The following is an 18,329-nucleotide window of genomic DNA, read 5'->3' on the forward strand; positions in this document are numbered from 1 at the left end:
TATGAGTACAAAAAAGATAAAAAGATTAGACGATGGGCCCGATTGGACATTTGAGCTGTTGCAAGAATACCTGACCGAAATTGAGCGTGTGGCCGAGCATTATCGCCTCGATACCTATCCCAACCAGATAGAGGTGATCACGGCCGAGCAGATGATGGATGCCTACGCAGGGATAGGCATGCCCATAGGTTATACCCATTGGTCTTTTGGTAAGAAGTTTATCGAAACTGAGCGTGGTTATAAGCGTGGTCAGATGGGATTGGCCTACGAGATAGTGATCAACTCCAATCCTTGTATCGCCTATTTGATGGAGGAGAACACAATTACCATGCAGGCACTGGTGATGGCCCACGCCAACTTTGGTCACAACAGCTTTTTTAAAAGAAATTACCTGTTTAAGACCTGGACCGATGCCAGCTCCATCATAGACTATCTGGTATTTGCCAAGAACTATATCCGCGAATGCGAAGAACGCCATGGTGTCGAGCAAGTGGAATCCATTATCGACTCCTGCCATGCCCTGATGAATTATGGTGTCGATCGCTACAAACGCCCAAGCGAGATCTCCTTTAAGGAGGAGAAGGTGCGTCAAAAAGAGCGGGAAGAATACTTACAGAGCCAGGTTAACGATCTGTGGCGTACCATCCCCCTACGCCATGCCAGAGAGAAGATAGCCCAACGGGAAAATTTCCCCCCCGAGCCCCAGGAGAATATTCTCTACTTCATCGAGAAAAATGCGCCCCTGCTAGAGCCTTGGCAACGGGAGGTGGTGCGAATTGTCAGAAAGATGGGGCAGTATTTCTATCCCCAGAGACAGACTCAAGTGATGAACGAAGGTTGGGCCACCTTCTGGCACTACACTATCCTCAATCACCTCTATGATGAGAAACGCTTAAGCGATCGCTTTATGATTGAGTTCCTGCAAAATCACACCAATGTGGTGGCTCAACCCAGCTACAACAGCCCCTACTACAGCGGCATCAACCCATACGCCTTGGGCTTTAATATGTTTATCGATATTCGCCGCATCTGTGAATCGCCGACCGAAGAGGATAAACGCTGGTTTCCTGACATTGCCGGTAGTAACTGGTTAGATACAGTGCACTTTGCCATGGAAAACTTTAAGGATGAGAGTTTTATAAGCCAATATCTGTCACCTAATATTATCCGCCAGTTTAAGCTGTTCAGTATCTTAGATGACGATCAGAAAAATTATCTCAGTGTCTCAGCTATCCATGATGAACAAGGTTATCACGATATCCGCCAGAAACTATCGCAACAGTACAATCTGTCGATGAATGAGCCCAATATTCAGGTGCAGAATGTTGCCATATCCGGGGATCGTTCTCTGCTATTGCGTTATATACCCATCAACCGTATTCCGCTTGATGAGAATTACCACGAGGTAGTGAAGCACCTGCACCGGCTGTGGGGCTTCTCGGTGATTTTAGAGGAGCTAAACGAACAGGGAGAAACCAAGGTACTGGCTACCTGCCCCGTGAGGGAAAAGAAAGAGCTGGAGCTGATTTAACCAGATTTAAAGCATAGCCTTACTTGAAGCATGAGTTTAAAGCGCATAGCGTCTTTAACAGATAGGCCCTAAATAGCAAAAAAGCGCCCTTAGGCGCTTTTTTATGACTTCAAATTCGCATTAAGCGTAAGTGAAATCCACGTGCTCGATCATAGGCTTGAACGCATGACGTTGCATAGCTTGAACGCGAACTTTAACTTCTTTACCGTCTAAAACGATAGTCAGATCAGAAGTATAGAAATCATCGTTAGTTTGGATGTTGATGATATCTTTGTGTTCAAATTCAATTGAAACAGCTTCTTTGCCCACGCCGTAGATAACAGCAGGAACTTTACCAGCGTGACGTAGGCGGCGGCTCGAACCTTTCCCTATTTCAGTGCGGGTTTGTGCAGTAATAGTGTAAGACATGATTTTCTCACTTAAATAAATAAAATTGTGTATAGCCAAAGTTTTCGACCAACCAAGGCCTCATTTAAAGCGCGCGAATATTACCATATCCCGCACACTAACACAATCATAACTTATATTCAGTGGTTACCAATGTCTGATAGGACCGGTATCCACATGCACAAAACCAGAATCTGGGTAGTAACCTACACCGCCGAGTTTCAATGACAGCGCCGCATCGCGCAGTGTCTTTAAGTGTACACCTGGGATAGCAATGTCCATCGCCATACCTTTCATGTGATAACTCTTCTTGGCCACACCACTGCTATGAGAAGACAACATATTGTTGGTCTTAGGACAACGGTAACCCGAGATCACATGGATCTCTTTATCAACACTGAGGTTGAGTGTTTGCTTCAATGTAAACAGGAGATCGAATAAGCGCTTATCCATTGGCGCTTCCAGGTTCTCACGATGATCGCGAAGAATATGGTTAAAATGATCTAAGGTGTCAGCTTGATACTGACCATCAATCCAATAGTTACCGTGTCCTCTCTCACCTGTATGTCTGTTATAAAAGCTTAAACTTTTGATCCCTGTAGTCGAACGACTGGCTTTTGCTTTTGGGGATACTAAAGAAATAACTGCTGCACCACTTAAACCTAACATAAACTGTCTACGTGAAGGACAAACTATTGACACTCAACACCACCTATTTGTTTAAAATTTAACCAGAGAGGCGGCAAATTTAAACACTTCCGGGAGAGATTGCAAGTAATAAATTTACAAAATGTGATTAATCTTTAATCTGTTTTAGTGTGTTCTGAGCATGCAATGTGCCACTAAAATCCTGATTTATATTGTATATATCGTCCCTGAACTGGGCGATATTCTGCTCATCCAGCCATGAGGTCCAATAGACTAAATGTAGTGGTAATTTATCATTAAAGGCAAACCATTGGGTTTTTGTACGTTCTATCTGCATATCGACCCAGGTCTGTTTATCGCTAACTAAGTATGAGGCCATCCAGTTTGCAAGCTGCTCGACTTTCTCGACCCGAATACAACCTGAAGAGAGCGCCCTGTCACTACGAGCAAACAGCCCTTTTTCTGTGGTATCGTGCAAATACACACTAAATTCATTAGCAAAGAAAAACTTATAACGCCCTAAGGTATTCCTCTCGCCCGGCTTTTGCACCAGACGATAGGGAAACTGCCCCTTAGCACTATCACTCCACTCCTCAGCGGTTTTCGTGACCCGTTCGCCAGCGTAATTGAACACCTCGAAATTGAGCCGACTCAGATAACTGCCATCTTTACGCACTTTAGGTAAGAGATCGAGTTTGACTAATTTTCGGGGCACATTCCAACTGGGATTAAGCACAAGACTGCTTATCTCTCCTTTAATGATCGGGGTGGGACGGTAGGGTTTACCCACTATGACTCTCGACTGCAGCGCCACTCTATCCTCATCAACCAAAACCATCTCGTAGGCAGGAATATTGATCAACAGATAACGATCGCCGACATCCGCCATATACTTTGCCCGCTCGACAAAATTAAAGGCCAGCATTCGCGCACGTTCCATGGGGGTGAAATTAAGCCAGCGCAGAGTCGCAGGGCCTATGATGCCATCAGCTTTCAGCCCATGCCGGGTCTGAAACCTCAGCACAGCATCCCGCAAGTGTTTATCGTAATAGTCGACACGATCATTTGGCTGGGAATAACCATCACGGTAATCCCTTAACCAGATAAGGCGAGAAGTGATCTCAGGAATATCGGCATGGGAATCACCGGGCTTTAACCACTTATCTGTGGTAAGCGTTTGCCAGCTCTGCTGACTTGCTAACCAGGTAAGGTAACGCAGGCGATTACTCAACCCCAGATATCCCTCGATATCAGGTTCTAACGCCGCGGCGGCAACAAATACATCTTTGTCACTTAGTAACTCAGGCTCACGAATGGCGATACCGTGTCTTTGCCAGAAGTCGCTTATCGACGCACTAAGTTCCTGTAATTCGTTGGTCGTGATTGGGGCAGTAGAAGCTAAACGGGCTTGATAATCTATCAAGTCATTATGGGGCTCAGCCAAGACTATCAGGTTTACCTGCTGTCTTAGTGACGCTATCGCCGCATCCATTCGCTGATCTGCTGCTACAAAAGGGATAAACAGCAGTGCAATCACCGCAACTATAGTTCGCATCATATTACCTCCCTTGGTAATTATGGCGCAAAGATAGGTATCTAGCCTGTGAGAGCAAAGACGGATTTTTTATAAGCTCAGATAATTCTCAAACAAAGGGGTTTTACACTCAGATGAAAACTCAGCATTCAGGGAAATCAAATACAAAAAGATGGTACCCGAGGCCAGACTCAAAGCTTGTATATTAGCGGCACGCCTTAGTGCCATTCGAGTATGGCTTTTAAAATAATTCATATGCAAAAAAGCCCCAACTTAAGTTGAGGCTCTACGCTATTCACTAAGAATAATGGTACCCGAGGCCAGACTCAAAGCTTGTATATTAGCGGCACGCCTTCGTGCCATTCAAGTATGGCTTTAAAATAATTCATATGCAAAAAAGCCCCAACTTAAGTTGAGGCTTTACGCTATTCACTAAGAATAATGCTACCCGAGGCCAGACTCAAAGCTTGTATAAAAGCGGCACGCCTACGTGCCATTCGAGTATGGCTTTTAAAATAATTCATATGCAAAAAAGCCCCAACTTAAGTTGAGGCTTTACGCTATTCACTAAGAATAATGGTACCCGAGGCCAGACTTGAACTGGCACGCTTATTCAGCGAGGGATTTTAAATCCCTTGTGTCTACCGATTCCACCACTCGGGCAAAAGTGTGTTTTAGCATTAACTAGCTCTTAAAGCTTTGACCTTAAAGCAGCTAACAATAAAACTTAATGTGGAGGCGCGACCCGGAGTCGAACCGAGATCGACGGATTTGCAATCCGCAGCATAGCCATTCTGCCATCGCGCCAAATGATGTTTATCCAATAGTTTATATATTTAAAATATTTTATATTGGAGCGACATATCGGGTTCGAACCAATAAAGAACCCATAATCTATACCTTGGAAAGGTATCGCCCATTATCTAAAAAGAGTCAACTGAGCTAATATCGCATCACTTTTAAATATTGGAGCGACATATCGGGTTCGAACCGATGACCTATACCTTGGCAAGGTATCGCTCTACCAACTGAGCTAATGTCGCATCACCAATCAAGAAATCATTTCCCCTGACTGCGGATTGGCATTCTACCGATTTACCCCTAAGTGTCAACGCTCTATTTAGGATAATGAGATCGTTTGGACACTTAGTGATCGCATTGCATTTTAATTGTTCGATTCGTCGGTTAAATCGCTCCACGCCGCCATCACATAGCTGACCATAGACCAGAAAGTGAGGATAGCGGCAATATAAAGCAGCGTCATGGCAACATAGATTAGAAAGTCGTTGGGTTGCCAGATCAAACCAATAATGGCCAGCATCTGCGCCGCCGTCTTATATTTGCCTATCCAAGATACCGCGACCGCACCGCGCTTACCTATCTCGGCCATCCACTCACGTAGTGCGGAGATCACTATCTCACGCCCTATCATAAAGAGTGCCGGTAGTGTCAGCCAGACACTGTCATACTGCTCTACCAACAGCACTAATGCTGTGGTCACCATGATCTTATCGGCGACAGGATCGAGAAAGGCGCCAAAACGGGTCGACTGTTTCAGTTTTCTCGCCGCATAACCGTCCAAGGCGTCAGTGACGGCTGCCAACCAGAAAACAAAGGCAGCAGCAAAGGGCGACCAGGAGTAGTTCGTATAAAAAAAGATCACGAAAACAGGCAGTAACACTAACCTGAATAGGGTTAAGGCTATCGGTACATTAAACGGCATGGGAAAACCAATTATCTATAAGCAGCGCCAATCTTGCCTTAATTTTGTCACCCCCGCAATGAATCATGTATTGTTTGCGCCATTTCTAAGCTAATCCCAGGCACTTTTGCCAATTGTGCCACACTCGCGCCTTTGACCTGTTGCAAGCCACCTAAGTACTGGAGTAAGGCTTTACGGCGCTTAGGTCCCACACCCGCAATCGACTCCAAGCTCGAGGTGTTACGGGTTTTCTGGCGTTTATTCCTGTGGCCGGTAATGGCAAATCGATGAGACTCATCGCGAATATGCTGAATTAAATGCAGCGCCGGTGAGTCTGCCGGCAGATGAAACGCCAGTTCATTCTCACCATAGATTAAGGTTTCCAGTCCGGGCTTACGCCCCTCCCCCTTGGCAATACCAATCAGGGTCGGCGCAACATCCAATTTAGAAAATTTTTCATTGACCACTTTCTGGGCGATCCTAAGCTGACCTATACCACCGTCGATAAACAGAATATCGGGGATCTTACCGTTTGCATCTACCTTATCGAAACGGCGACCTATGGCCTGCTTCATGGCCGCATAATCGTCCCCAGGGGTAATCCCATGAATATTATAGCGCCTATAATCCGCCTTATGTGGGCCTTCTCGATTAAAGACCACACAGGAGGCCACTGTACTCTCACCCATGGTGTGACTGATATCGAAGCACTCCATGCGCTGTATCTTCTGGGTCTGCTCAAGCGCCTCTTCCAGCAGCAGGAAACGCTGCTCGACGGTATTTTGATGAGAAAGCCGCGTCTCGACGGCATTTTTTGCATTGGAATCAGCGATGCGTAGAAAACTGGCGCGTTCGCTGCGCACCTTGGTCTTGATCACAAGATTCTTTGCCAGCGCTTCTTTTATCGCCTGTTCCAGTTCGTGGATATCATCGAACTCGCTGCTGACGATGATCTCGCTCGGCAAAGTGCGGTGGCTCTCGAAATTAAGGTAAAACTGCAGCATAAAAGATCGCAGCACTTCGCTTAGCTCAGTCTCACTGGGCACGGCCGGATAATAGCTGCGACTGCCGAATATCTTGCCGTTTCGAATAAACAGCAGATGAAAACAGGCAATGCCGGAGGCAAAATGTACCCCAATAACATCCATATCGCCCTGATTGCCTGAGACCTCCTGCTGCTCCACAACCCGCCTTAAGGCATTGATCTGATCCCGGTAACGCGCCGCATCTTCATAGTTAAGCGCCGCGGCGGCCTGCTCCATCTTTGCCACCAGACTCGCCATCACCTGTTGATCCTTGCCTTTGAGGAATAGGGTGGCCAGTTTGACCTGCTCCCGATACTCCTCATCGGAGACTTTAGCTACGCATGGGGCGCTGCAGCGAGCAATTTGATACTGCAAACAGGGACGAGAGCGCGCCTTATAGTAGAGGTCGTCACACTGACGCACGGGAAACAGCTTCTGCATCAGATTCAGGCTTTCCCGCACCGCGCCGCCATTGGGATAGGGACCAAAATATTGTCCCTTCTCCCGCTTGGCACCCCTATGGTAAGCCAGCCTAGGATGGGTGTGGTCGCTTAGGAAAATATAGGGATAGGATTTATCGTCCCGCAGCAGCACATTGTATTTGGGCATGTACTGCTTGATGTAATCATTTTCGAGGATCAGCGCATCTGTCTCACTCGGGGTGAGGGTCACATCTATGTCATGTATGTGGGAGACAAGGGCCTGAGTCTTAACATTGTTGAGGTTTTTACGAAAATAGGAGCTAAGACGCTTTTTTAAGTCTTTGGCTTTGCCGACGTAAATCACATTGTGGTCGGCGTCGTACATACGGTAGACGCCCGCCGATGAGGAGACAGTTTTGAGAAAGCGTGTCGGATTAAAAGCGTGAGCAGGCATAAAAGTGCTAAATGCTCATGACGAGCATGAATTAAAATTGACCAGTATCGAGCATCTTATAACGTATGGCCAGACGTGTCAGCTCCACATCACCGCTGATCCCCAGTTTATCGAATAAACGGTAACGGTAACTGTTAACGGTTTTAGGGCTAAGATTAAGCTGCTCGGAAATATCACTGACTTTCTCGCCACTGGTGATCATCATCATGATCTGCAGCTCGCGCTCAGACAGCGATTTAAAGGGGTTTTCCTCTGTCTGATTAAACTGGCTCAGTGCCATCTGCTGGGCAATTTCCGGTGACAGATAACGCTGACCGTGCGCCACCTGCCTGATAGCCTGTAACACTTCCGGCGGGGTTGCGCCTTTGGTCAAATAACCCGAGGCACCGGCCTGCATCACTTTAGTCGGAAAAGGATCTTCGCTGTGAACCGTCAACACGATGATTTTGGCGTGGGACTGATAACGCAGGATTTTACGAGTCGCTTCCAGGCCGCCGATCCCCGGCATATTCATATCCATTAAGATGACATCGGCCTCATTATTACGGCTCCACTGGACGGCGGTTTCTCCATCACTGGCTTCGCCAACCACTTTAATGCCGCGCTCATCCTCTAAAATACGGCGAATGCCGGTTCGGACAAGCTCATGATCATCGACTAAATATACAGATATCAACTTAATTCTACCTAAGGTTAAACGGATTGATTCCGACAATGACTTCCAACAAAGGTTAGCCTAATCTATCCCAAATACAGTGAAGAGAAAAGCAGAAATTGGACACAGCTAACACTGTGATTCATCAATCTTCAATCCATATCACAACTGGATAAAAAGCGAGCTAATTCAGAGTGAAAGCCAAATACACAGCGCCTTGTTCGATAATCCTCTCTCAATAATTCGAGAAGATAAAACAGATATAAAATAAGGGTGCCAAGGCACCCCTATTTTATATCCAGGATCGGACTCTGAGCAGCGGCAACTAGAGCGACTCAAGGGGCGGGATACACACCACACCTTGCATCAATACTCGGGCGCTGCGACTCATGCTGACTTTCGCCACCTGCCAGTTATCACCTTCACACAGGGCGCTCGCCCCGACTTTTAAGGTGCCGGATGGATGACCAAAACGCACCAGCTCGCGCTCACCACCACCGGCGGCCAGATTCACTAAAGTGCCAGGGATCACCGCCGCCGTGCCTATGGCCACAGCCGCAGTGCCCATCATGGCGTGATGCAGCTTGCCCATAGAGAGCGCGCGCACCAGCAGATCCACATCATCGGTGGTGACTTGCTTGCCACTGGAGGCTGCATAGCTTTTCGGCGGCGCGACGAAGGCCACCTTAGGCGTATGTTGCCTTGTTACGGCCTCATCCAGGCTCTTGATAAGTCCCATCTTCAACGCACCGTGGGCACGAATAAGCTCGAAACGCGCCAGCGCATCATTGTCACCATTGATCGCTTCTTGCAGCTCTGTGCCATCGTAACCAAGATCCGCAGCATTTAAGAAGATGGTCGGGATACCTGCGTTGATCATGGTGGCATCGAACGCCCCCACGCCAGGCACCTCCAGCCTATCGACCAGCTTACCCGTTGGGAACATATCCCCTTCGCCATCGGCGGGATCGACAAACTCCACCAGTACTTCGGCGGCTGGGAAAGTCACGCCATCGAGCTCAAAATCCCCCAGTTCCAGCACTTCACCATCGGTTATAGGCACATGGGCGATAATGGTTTTATGGATATTAGCCTGCCAGATCTTAACCACGGCCACGCCGTTATCCGGCACCTTAGCCTTGTCGACCAGTCCTTTGCTGATAGCGAATGCGCCAACGGCGGCAGTTAAGTTACCGCAGTTACCACTCCAGTCGATAAAAGGCTTATCGATGGCCACCTGACCAAAAAGATAATCCACATCATGATCGCCCTGAGCGCTCTTAGATAAGATCACTGTCTTACTGGTACTGGAGGTCGCGCCGCCCATGCCGTCAGTCTGTTTGCCGTAAGGATCGGGACTGCCTATCACTCTTAGCAGCAGCTTATCACGCGCCTCGCCTGGCACCTGCGCCGGAGCAGGCAGATCCGTCAATGAAAAAAATACCCCTTTACTGGTACCGCCACGCATATAGGTGGCGGGTATTTTCATCTGTTTCATTTTCTGTCCTTAAGGGCAAGCAAATGGCTTGCCCTAAGATGATAAAGTTAGACTGAATCTAGGCCTGTTTGGCTTCGAGGAAATCCTGGGCGAAACGCTGCAACACGCCACCAGCCTGATACACAGAGACTTCATCGGCAGTATCCAGACGACAAGTCACAGGCACCTTGACCGACTCGCCATTTTGTCTGTGGATCACTAAGGTCAGTTCGGCTCTTGGGGTTGGCTCGCCAAGCACATCGAAGGTCTCGGTGCCATCTATGCCATAGGTCTTACGCGTCTCGCCAGCCTTAAACTCAAGCGGCAATACGCCCATCCCCACCAAGTTAGTGCGGTGAATACGCTCAAAGCCTTCGGCAACAATCGCCTCTACGCCCGCAAGACGAACACCTTTGGCTGCCCAGTCACGAGATGAACCCTGACCATAATCGCCACCTGCGACGATAATGAGCGGCTGCTTGCGATCCATATAGGTCTCAATTGCCTCCCACATACGCATCACTTCACCTTGAGGTTCAAGGCGGGTTAACGAGCCTTGCTTAACTTCACCATCAACCACAGCCATCTCGTTAATCAGTTTAGGATTAGCAAAAGTCGCGCGCTGAGCGGTCAAATGATCGCCCCTGTGGGTCGCATAGGAGTTAAAGTCAACTTCAGGCAGTCCCATCTTAGCCAGATACTCACCGGCGGCGCTGCTGGCGAGGATGGCATTGGAGGGCGAGAGATGGTCAGTGGTGATGTTATCGCCCAATACTGCCAGCGGCCGCATCCCCTTCAGGCTGCGCTCACCTGCAAGCGCCCCTTCCCAGTAGGGAGGACGGCGGATATAGGTACTCTGTGGCCGCCAGTCATACAGCGGGCTAATCGCATCGCCGTAATCGACGCTGATATCGAACATGGGCGTGTAGATAGAGCGGAACTGCTCAGGCTTGACGCTGGCCTTAACAATCGCATCAATCTCCTCGTCACTCGGCCAGAGATCTTTCAGCAATACAGGATTACCCTCTTTGTCGGTTCCCAGGCTATCTTTTTCGATATCGAAACGTATGGTGCCTGCAATGGCGTAGGCCACGACTAATGGCGGTGATGCCAAAAATGCCTGCTTGGCGTAAGGGTGAATACGGCCATCGAAGTTACGGTTACCGGAAAGCACCGCGGTAGCATAGAGATCTCTGTCTATCACCTCTTGCTGAATAACTGGGTCTAAGGCACCGCTCATGCCGTTACAGGTGGTACAGGCGAAACCGACGATACCGAAGCCTAGCTGCTCAAGTTCAGGCAGCAGGTTGGCATCTTTGAGGTAAAGTTCAGCCACTTTGGAGCCAGGCGCGAAGGAAGATTTGACCCAGGGCTTACGGGTCAGCCCAAGGGCATTGGCTTTCTTGGCCAGCAGACCTGCGGCTATCACGTTGCGAGGGTTACTTGTGTTGGTACAGCTGGTGATGGCCGCGATGATCACCGCGCCATCTGGCATCAGACCGTCTTCATTTTCAACAACGCCCGCGATTCCTTTCTGTGCCAGCTCACTGGTGGCCACACGGCGATGGGGGTTAGAAGGCCCGGCAATATTACGTACAACGCTTGAAAGATCGAAACGCAGCACACGCTGATATTCGGCGCCCTGCATGCCATCGCTCCATAAACCTGTCTCTTTGGCATAGGTCTCGACCAGTTTCACCTGCTCGCTGTCACGGCCCGTGATGGTCAGGTAATCCAGGGTCTGCTGATCTATGTAGAACATACCGGCAGAGGCACCAAATTCTGGTGTCATGTTGGCGATAGTCGCCCTGTCGCCCAGGGTTAGATCGGCCGCGCCCTCACCGAAGAACTCAAGGTAGGCAGATACCACTTTCTGCTCACGCAGGAACTCGGTCAGCGCCAGCACTATATCAGTGGCGGTAATGCCGCTTTGGCGCTTGCCTGTCAGCTCGACACCAACGATATCTGGAAGACGCATGTAAGATGGACGACCTAACATGACGTTTTCTGCCTCCAGTCCACCCACACCAATGGCGATCACCCCAAGGGCATCAACGTGGGGGGTGTGACTGTCTGTGCCAACTAAGGTATCCGGGAAGGCAACACCCTCACGGCTTTGAATAACAGGTGACATCTTCTCAAGGTTGATCTGATGCATGATGCCGTTACCGGGCTGGATCACATCCACATTCTTGAAGGCTTTCTTGGTCCAGTTAATAAAATGGAATCTGTCTTCGTTACGTCTATCTTCGATGGCGCGGTTCTTCTCAAACGCCTCTTTATCGAAACCGGCGTGCTCAACTGCCAGTGAGTGATCGACGATCAGCTGAGTCGGTACCACAGGGTTAACCTTGGCAGGATCGCCCCCTTTGGCGGCGATGGCGTCACGCAGACCGGCAAGATCCACAAGCGCCGTCTGGCCTAGGATGTCGTGACACACCACGCGGGCGGGATACCAGGGGAAATCCAGGGTCTGTTTACCCTCGATGATTTGCAACAGGGCATCGTTCAGCAGGCTGGGTTCACAGCGTCTGACCAGGTTTTCGGCCAGCACTTTGCCTGTATAGGGCAGCTTGTCATAGCTGCCGGGCACCAGCGCCTCCACCGCACTTCTGGTATCAAAATAATCTAATTCGGTTCCAGGCAAGGATTTACGATAATCGGTATTCATAATGCTAATCCCTTCAATCAATTTCACGCCTGCGGGCTAACTTATGCCTCATGCAAGCGCCAATCGCACATCTCTACAATGGCGTCGGGCGAACCTGATCGTTCGCCCTCTTCCTTATTACTCTCTACTTCTCGCTAAATCGCGCAATCATTAACGCTGAGCAATCGGAACCACTTTGCGTGGCGCCGAGCCGGTATAATCGGCACTCGGGCGAATGATACGGTTGTTAGCGCGCTGCTCCATTACGTGAGCCGACCAACCTGTCACCCTTGAGCAAACGAAAATAGGCGTGAACAATTTTGTCGGGATCCCCATAAAGTGATAAGCAGAGGCATGGAAGAAATCGGCGTTACAGAAGAGTTTCTTGGCATCCCACATAAATTCTTCACAGGCCACCGAGATGTCATACAGGGAAGTATCACCAAATTCATGGGCCAGCTTCTCAGACCAAGCTTTGATGATGACGTTGCGTGGATCTGACTCACGGTAAATTGCATGACCAAAGCCCATGATCTTCTCTTTACGCTCAAGCATGCCAGCCATCCGCACCTTGGCATCTTCAGGGGATGTGAATTTCTGGATCATCTCCATTGCCGCTTCGTTGGCGCCGCCATGCAGTGGACCACGTAGCGAACCGATTGCTCCAGTGACACAAGAGAACATATCAGACAGGGTTGATGCGCAAACACGGGCGGTAAAGGTTGAGGCGTTGAATTCATGCTCTGCATAGAGGATCAGTGACACATCCATAACGCGTCTGTGTTGCTCTGAAGGTGTCTTGCCGTTAAGCAGCTTAAGGAAGTGACCGCCCAATGAAGCTTCATCTGTGGTGCACTCAATCTCAACGCCCTCGTGGCTGAAACGATACCAGTAGCACATGATGGCAGGAAAGGCTGCGAGCAGACGGTTTGCCGCTTTGTGCTGATCAGCAAAGCTCAGTTCTGGCTCTAGGTTACCTAGGAATGAACAGCCGGTACGCATCACATCCATAGGATGGGCATCGGCAGGGATGCGCTGCAGCACCTCTTTCAGTGCCTTAGGTAAGTCACGCAGTGACATCAGCTCGGTTTTATAGGTATCTAGCTGAGCCGCATTAGGCAGCTCACCGTTAAACAGCAGGTACGCCACTTCTTCGAAACTGGCGTTATCGGCCAAATCTGACACGTCATAACCGCAGTAAGTCAAACCCGATCCGGATTTACCGACAGTACACAGGGCCGTTTCACCTGCACTTTGACCACGAAGGCCTGCTCCACCTAATTTCTTATCAACCATGATATGTTCCTTCTGGGAATCTATTTTATCGTGAGCCCCAATAATCGGGGCATAGGGTTAGTTTCTTCTGCTTCAATCTTTATGTAGAAATAGGACGCTTACTTGTTTTTGCCTTCGGCAAATAAGCTGTCTAACTTCTGCTCATAGGCGTGATAGCCAAGGTAATCGTACAGCTCCATACGGGTCTGCATGGTATCGACAACCGCCTTCTGATCGCCATCGCGTAAGATCGCCTGATAAACCGTTTCCGCGGCCTTGTTCATGGCACGGAAGGCACTTAATGGGTAGAGCACCATGTCTACGCCCCAGGCGCCTAACTGCTCTGCATTCCACAGTTCGGTTTGACCAAACTCGGTGATGTTCGCCAGCAGAGGTACATCGATAGCCGCAGCAAAGGCGCGGTAATGCTCCTCGGTCTTTACCGCTTCGGCGAAGATGCCATCGGCGCCGGCTGCGATATAAGCCTTGGCACGTTCAATCGCGGCTTCTAATCCTTCCTGAGCAAAGGCATCGGTGCGGGCCATGATGAAAAAGTCAGGGTCGGTGCGCGCATCCACAGCCGCCTTGATGCGATCCACCATCTCTTCGGTTGACACTATCTCTTTATTGGGGCGATGACCGCAGCGTTTCTGCGCCACCTGATCTTCCATATGCACCGCCGCCGCACCGGCTTTTTCCATATCTCGAATGGTCTTGGCAATGTTAAACGCCCCGCCCCAACCTGTGTCGATATCCACCATCAAGGGCAGATCGCAAGCCGCAGTAATGCGCTGCACGTCCACCAACACATCGTTCAGGGAAGTCATGCCCAGATCCGGTAAACCATAAGAGGCGTTTGCCACGCCACCACCGGAAAGGTAGATGGCCTGGTGGCCAATCTGTTTTGCCATCATGGCGCTGTAGGCATTAATGGTGCCTACGATTTGCAGCGGCTTGTTATTGGCCAATGCTTCACGGAATTTCTTTCCTGCACTCATGGTTTACTCCTTAACTTATGAAAGCTTATGTTTGATATTATTTTTTGAATACATGATATGACGACGCATCAGGATCTCTGCCAGCTCTTCGTCGCGGTTCGCAATCGCCTGCACTATATGCTTGTGTTCATCGAATGCTGTTGTCACCCGCGGCCCTGCCATGCCCAGCTGTACGCGGTACATGCGCACTAGGTGATAGATGCCATCGAATAATAGGGTGATCAGGTGTTTGTTTTTACTGCCTAGGATGATGCGGTAGTGAAAATCCACGTCCCCGGCCTCTTGATAGTAGGATTGTCCCTGCTTCACATCTTGAAAATGACTCTGCAGTAGCGACTTAAGTTCGCTTACCTCCTCGTCTGTCATATTCTTCGCAGCGAGCCTGGCGGCCATCCCCTCTAAAGATTCGCGCACCTGATAAAGCTCGAGCAATCCCTCTGTGGTTAATGCCACGACTCTGGCGCCCACATTGGCCTTACGCTCGACGATATGACAGGACTCCAGGCGGTTGATCGCTTCACGTACCACGGCGCGGCTCACCCCATAGGTTGTCGACAATTCGGTTTCACTGAGTTTGCTGCCAGATAGGATCACGCCTTCGACAATATCTTGCCTAAGCTGATAGAAAGTCTTGTCTGCCGAAGTAATCGCCTGTTGTAACTGAAAGCTCATCGAAAGGCTCTAAAATGTGATGTTGTCGACAATATACCCACAAAATGTGACACAAGCAAACCAAAATCGGATATTTTGTCGACAATAATGCCTAACCTAGACTAAGGTCGAGTAACAAAAGGCTGCCCTAGCGGATGCACAAATAATATGCAAGAGGCAGACGGGCAGTTCTGAGCACATTAGTCAGGGACAACAAGGCGCTAGGAAAAACACGAAACATAATAGAGCCAAGATAAACTTGTGCTAACATCTGTCCATGTTTAAACAGATCCCGTCAATAATGAACGCCTATTCCATTCCGACAGCACTGCTGAAACCTGACTTTACACTCCCTGCTATCGCCGATCTTCAACCTTCCTCCCAAGCCAGACTATTAGGCCAGGCGCGCACCCTGGATGCCTTCAGCTTGCTTATCTGCAGCGATAACCAACATATGTATCTTGCGGATCAGGCCGGCATAGACAGATTCGGATTGATGGATGCCTTAGTGGCCAGCCAAAATAGCCCTGAACCTTTGTATCTCAACCGCATCCGGCTCGATCAATCACAGCAAAGGGAATCTGAGCCAGATTCAAGTGAGCCAAATACCCTAACGTCGCCTGAGCAGTTTTTCTGGCAGGACACACAGGGAGAAGCTATCGCCACAAAGGTGAAGCCGTATCGTTATCTGAGCGGACAGATCAACAGGCGAGATTTAATCGGTCATGTCGATGGCCAAACAAGTCAACACTATCATCCCGGCGCACTGGCCGATTGCCATTATCTGTTTATCTGCGCCGAATCACTATGGAAACGAGAAGCCTTATGGGAACTGCTACTGCAGATCCTCGAGCGGGGCGAATATAAAGTACATGGTCACTGGCCTGCACTGCCGCTCAATTGCAAAATTATCCTGGTAGGCAACAGCGCCCTGTACAGCCTGGCCTATGTGGAAGAGCGTTTATTTGCCAGCCACTTTCCCCTGCTTGGGGAATTGGTAGATGAGATCCCCCTTAATCAGTGTGGCGAAGCAGCATACCTGCAATGGCTTATCACTCTGGCAACGGCCCATAAAATTGAACTTGAGCAGTCCGCCATTGCGCCTTTACTGATCCACAGCGCCCGTTTAGCCGATCATCAGCGTCACCTGAGTCTGCTAACACAGCCGCTAAGCCAGCTGTTACAGCAGGCCAGCGCCTATGCCAAAAACAGCAAGTTGGATGATAAGGCAATTGAGTACGCCATAACCAAGCAGACCCAGAGGCACAACGCCTCTCAAGAACTGTCTGCCCAGAGCTTCGATGACAACTTCATCAATCTGCCGACCGAGGGCACTATGGTAGGTCAGATAAACGGTCTTACCGTGCTCGATACCGCCGAATATTGCTATGGCGAGCCTGCGCGTATTACCGCCTCGGTGCATTATGGCGATGGCGAGGTGGCCGATATAGAGCGTAAGTCTGAGCTGGGCGGGAATATCCATGCTAAGGGACTGATGATCCTCTCCTCCTGTCTATATCGCATCTTTGGTAAAGATGCGCCGCTGCACCTCAATGCCAATATTGTATTTGAACAGTCCTATCAGGAGATCGATGGCGACAGTGCTTCCCTTGCCGAGTATTGCGCCCTGATGTCCGCCATCGCCGAGGAGCCAATCGACCAGGGGATCGCCGCTACCGGCGCCATAGACCAGTTCGGTCAGGTTCAGGCTATAGGTGGGGTAAATGAGAAAATAGAAGGCTTCTTCAGTCTGTGTCAGCGCCGGGGGTTAACAGGCACCCAGGGGGTTATCCTGCCTAAGTCCAACGTGCAGCAGTTAAATCTTCATTCTGACGTGATTGACGCTATCAAACAGAAACAGTTCCACCTGTATCAGGTGGAGCACATAGATGAAGCTGTGACTATTTTGATGAAGAAGCCGGCAGGCACTCGAGATGAGAACGGGCAATTTGAAGAAAATAGCCTATATGGCCTAGTACAGACTAGACTTGAAGGGTTAGCCGGTTACCCAGACGAGCAGAGTTCATTTTTTGCCAAGCTGCTCGACAAATTGAAATTTTCTAGCTGATCGGAGTTGTTTGGCGTACACGTGTTCGCTAATCTTTGCAGCTCTTATCGCAGAGTGAAGTAAACAATGAATAAAGCAAACAGTTTCAGCAAAGAAGAATTAGTGGCTTGTGGTCACGGAAAACTATTTGGTGCCAACTCACCTCGCCTTCCTATCGACAATATGTTGATGATCGACCGCATCACCAAGATTAATGATGATGGCGGTGAATTTGGTAAAGGAGAAATTGTTGCCGAGTTGGATATCGATCCTTCACTTTGGTTCTTTGACTGCCACTTTGAAACCGATCCTGTGATGCCTGGCTGTTTAGGCCTGGATGCCATGTGGCAGCTGGTTGGCTTCTTCCTTGGCTGGGAAGGCGCTGAAGGTAAGGGTCGTGCACTAGGCGTTGGCGAAGTGAAATTTACCGGCCAAGTTCTGCCAGATGCGAAGAAAGTGACCTACAAGCTAACCATCAAGCGTAAAGTCTATCGTAAACTGGTGATGGGTATTGCCGATGCGGTAATGGAAGTGGATGGCCGTGAGATCTACTCTGCGACCGATCTGAAAGTGGGTATTTTTACTGACACTTCTACTTTCTAATCTGCTTATAATCCAGAGCCAGATACAAAAATGCCCTCAATCTTGAGGGCAACTTTATTGAGAACAAGTTTGTTCAATTTGAGTTACTTGTTAAACAGTCCATTAAGACGGCCATCGACGCCTTCGCGCCATCCCCCCAGCCATTGGGACCTTGAATCCAAGGTTGAATAAGGACAATTTTCCTTAGAGCGGCCACCAATTCCAGCCTGAAATCCTTTCGAAAAAGCTCTATCTAGACGATCTCTTTTTTGTCTTTTCATGCAAGCATCC

15 protein-coding genes and 4 tRNA genes are annotated in these 18,329 nt (G+C 49.3%); 3 read left to right on the forward strand and 16 right to left on the reverse strand.

The genetic code is table 11. The features are described from left to right. Position 1: 1 nt before the first annotated feature. Positions 2–1,531 carry a SpoVR family protein gene (locus LZP69_RS06485; RefSeq protein ID WP_234199380.1) on the forward strand — a complete coding sequence of 510 codons (1,530 nt, stop codon included), beginning with the start codon at positions 2–4 and terminating at the stop codon, positions 1,529–1,531. 120 nt (positions 1,532–1,651) lie between these two features. On the opposite strand, the gene rplY is transcribed toward LZP69_RS06485, so the two are convergent. The 15 genes from rplY to LZP69_RS06560 form a co-directional block, all read right to left on the reverse strand. Further along, entirely contained in the window at positions 1,652–1,939 is a 288-nt protein-coding gene (gene rplY / locus LZP69_RS06490) for a 50S ribosomal protein L25 (protein WP_234199381.1), read from the reverse strand. Positions 1,940–2,065: 126 nt separating this feature from the next. Continuing rightward, positions 2,066–2,587, reverse strand: a complete 522-nt coding sequence (locus LZP69_RS06495; RefSeq protein WP_267962009.1) for a DUF882 domain-containing protein — start codon at positions 2,585–2,587, stop codon at positions 2,066–2,068. A gap of 127 nt (positions 2,588–2,714) precedes the next feature. Beyond that, on the reverse strand, positions 2,715–4,124 hold the full coding sequence (locus LZP69_RS06500) for a L,D-transpeptidase family protein (RefSeq protein ID WP_234199383.1): 1,410 nt from the start codon (positions 4,122–4,124) through the stop codon (positions 2,715–2,717). A gap of 553 nt (positions 4,125–4,677) precedes the next feature. After that, positions 4,678–4,763: transfer RNA gene (locus LZP69_RS06505), tRNA-Leu, on the reverse strand. A 70-nt stretch (positions 4,764–4,833) separates the two neighbouring features. Then, positions 4,834–4,907, reverse strand: a tRNA-Cys gene (locus LZP69_RS06510). A 45-nt stretch (positions 4,908–4,952) separates the two neighbouring features. After that, positions 4,953–5,052, reverse strand: a tRNA-Gly gene (locus LZP69_RS06515). 15 nt (positions 5,053–5,067) lie between these two features. Then, positions 5,068–5,143: transfer RNA gene (locus LZP69_RS06520), tRNA-Gly, on the reverse strand. Between the two features lie 122 nt (positions 5,144–5,265). Then, the gene (gene pgsA, locus LZP69_RS06525) at positions 5,266–5,823 is read right to left on the reverse strand and encodes a CDP-diacylglycerol--glycerol-3-phosphate 3-phosphatidyltransferase (RefSeq protein ID WP_234199384.1); all 558 of its coding nucleotides are present in this window, start codon (positions 5,821–5,823) and stop codon (positions 5,266–5,268) included. A gap of 47 nt (positions 5,824–5,870) precedes the next feature. Beyond that, a complete protein-coding gene (uvrC, locus tag LZP69_RS06530; RefSeq protein ID WP_234199385.1) occupies positions 5,871–7,703 on the reverse strand; it encodes an excinuclease ABC subunit UvrC in 1,833 nt (610 codons plus the stop codon). A 31-nt stretch (positions 7,704–7,734) separates the two neighbouring features. Then, on the reverse strand, positions 7,735–8,379 hold the full coding sequence (gene uvrY / locus LZP69_RS06535; protein WP_234199386.1) for a UvrY/SirA/GacA family response regulator transcription factor: 645 nt from the start codon (positions 8,377–8,379) through the stop codon (positions 7,735–7,737). Between the two features lie 304 nt (positions 8,380–8,683). Further along, positions 8,684–9,856: a 2-methylaconitate cis-trans isomerase PrpF gene (prpF, locus tag LZP69_RS06540; protein WP_234199387.1), complete on the reverse strand. Its 1,173-nt coding sequence runs from the start codon at positions 9,854–9,856 to the stop codon at positions 8,684–8,686. A gap of 58 nt (positions 9,857–9,914) precedes the next feature. Further along, complete coding sequence (gene acnD, locus LZP69_RS06545; RefSeq protein WP_234199388.1) at positions 9,915–12,506, reverse strand: Fe/S-dependent 2-methylisocitrate dehydratase AcnD; 2,592 nt, start codon at positions 12,504–12,506, stop codon at positions 9,915–9,917. 150 nt (positions 12,507–12,656) lie between these two features. Next, the gene (gene prpC / locus LZP69_RS06550) at positions 12,657–13,781 is read right to left on the reverse strand and encodes a bifunctional 2-methylcitrate synthase/citrate synthase (RefSeq protein WP_234199389.1); all 1,125 of its coding nucleotides are present in this window, start codon (positions 13,779–13,781) and stop codon (positions 12,657–12,659) included. A gap of 98 nt (positions 13,782–13,879) precedes the next feature. Then, the gene (prpB, locus tag LZP69_RS06555) at positions 13,880–14,758 is read right to left on the reverse strand and encodes a methylisocitrate lyase (RefSeq protein ID WP_234199390.1); all 879 of its coding nucleotides are present in this window, start codon (positions 14,756–14,758) and stop codon (positions 13,880–13,882) included. Positions 14,759–14,773: 15 nt separating this feature from the next. Further along, a complete protein-coding gene (locus tag LZP69_RS06560) occupies positions 14,774–15,430 on the reverse strand; it encodes a GntR family transcriptional regulator (protein WP_234199391.1) in 657 nt (218 codons plus the stop codon). A 280-nt stretch (positions 15,431–15,710) separates the two neighbouring features. Between LZP69_RS06560 and LZP69_RS06565 the strand changes: the two genes are divergently transcribed. Next, positions 15,711–17,477: a S16 family serine protease gene (locus tag LZP69_RS06565; RefSeq protein ID WP_234199392.1), complete on the forward strand. Its 1,767-nt coding sequence runs from the start codon at positions 15,711–15,713 to the stop codon at positions 17,475–17,477. A gap of 66 nt (positions 17,478–17,543) precedes the next feature. Further along, positions 17,544–18,059 (forward strand): bifunctional 3-hydroxydecanoyl-ACP dehydratase/trans-2-decenoyl-ACP isomerase, encoded by a 516-nt coding sequence (gene fabA, locus LZP69_RS06570; RefSeq protein WP_234199393.1) that lies wholly within the window; start codon positions 17,544–17,546, stop codon positions 18,057–18,059. Positions 18,060–18,142: 83 nt separating this feature from the next. On the opposite strand, the gene rmf is transcribed toward fabA, so the two are convergent. After that, positions 18,143–18,319: a ribosome modulation factor gene (gene rmf / locus LZP69_RS06575; protein WP_234199394.1), complete on the reverse strand. Its 177-nt coding sequence runs from the start codon at positions 18,317–18,319 to the stop codon at positions 18,143–18,145. Positions 18,320–18,329: the final 10 nt, after the last annotated feature.

The sequence above is a fragment of the Shewanella sp. AS1 genome (assembly GCF_021412565.1).
Taxonomy (GTDB): domain Bacteria; phylum Pseudomonadota; class Gammaproteobacteria; order Enterobacterales; family Shewanellaceae; genus Shewanella.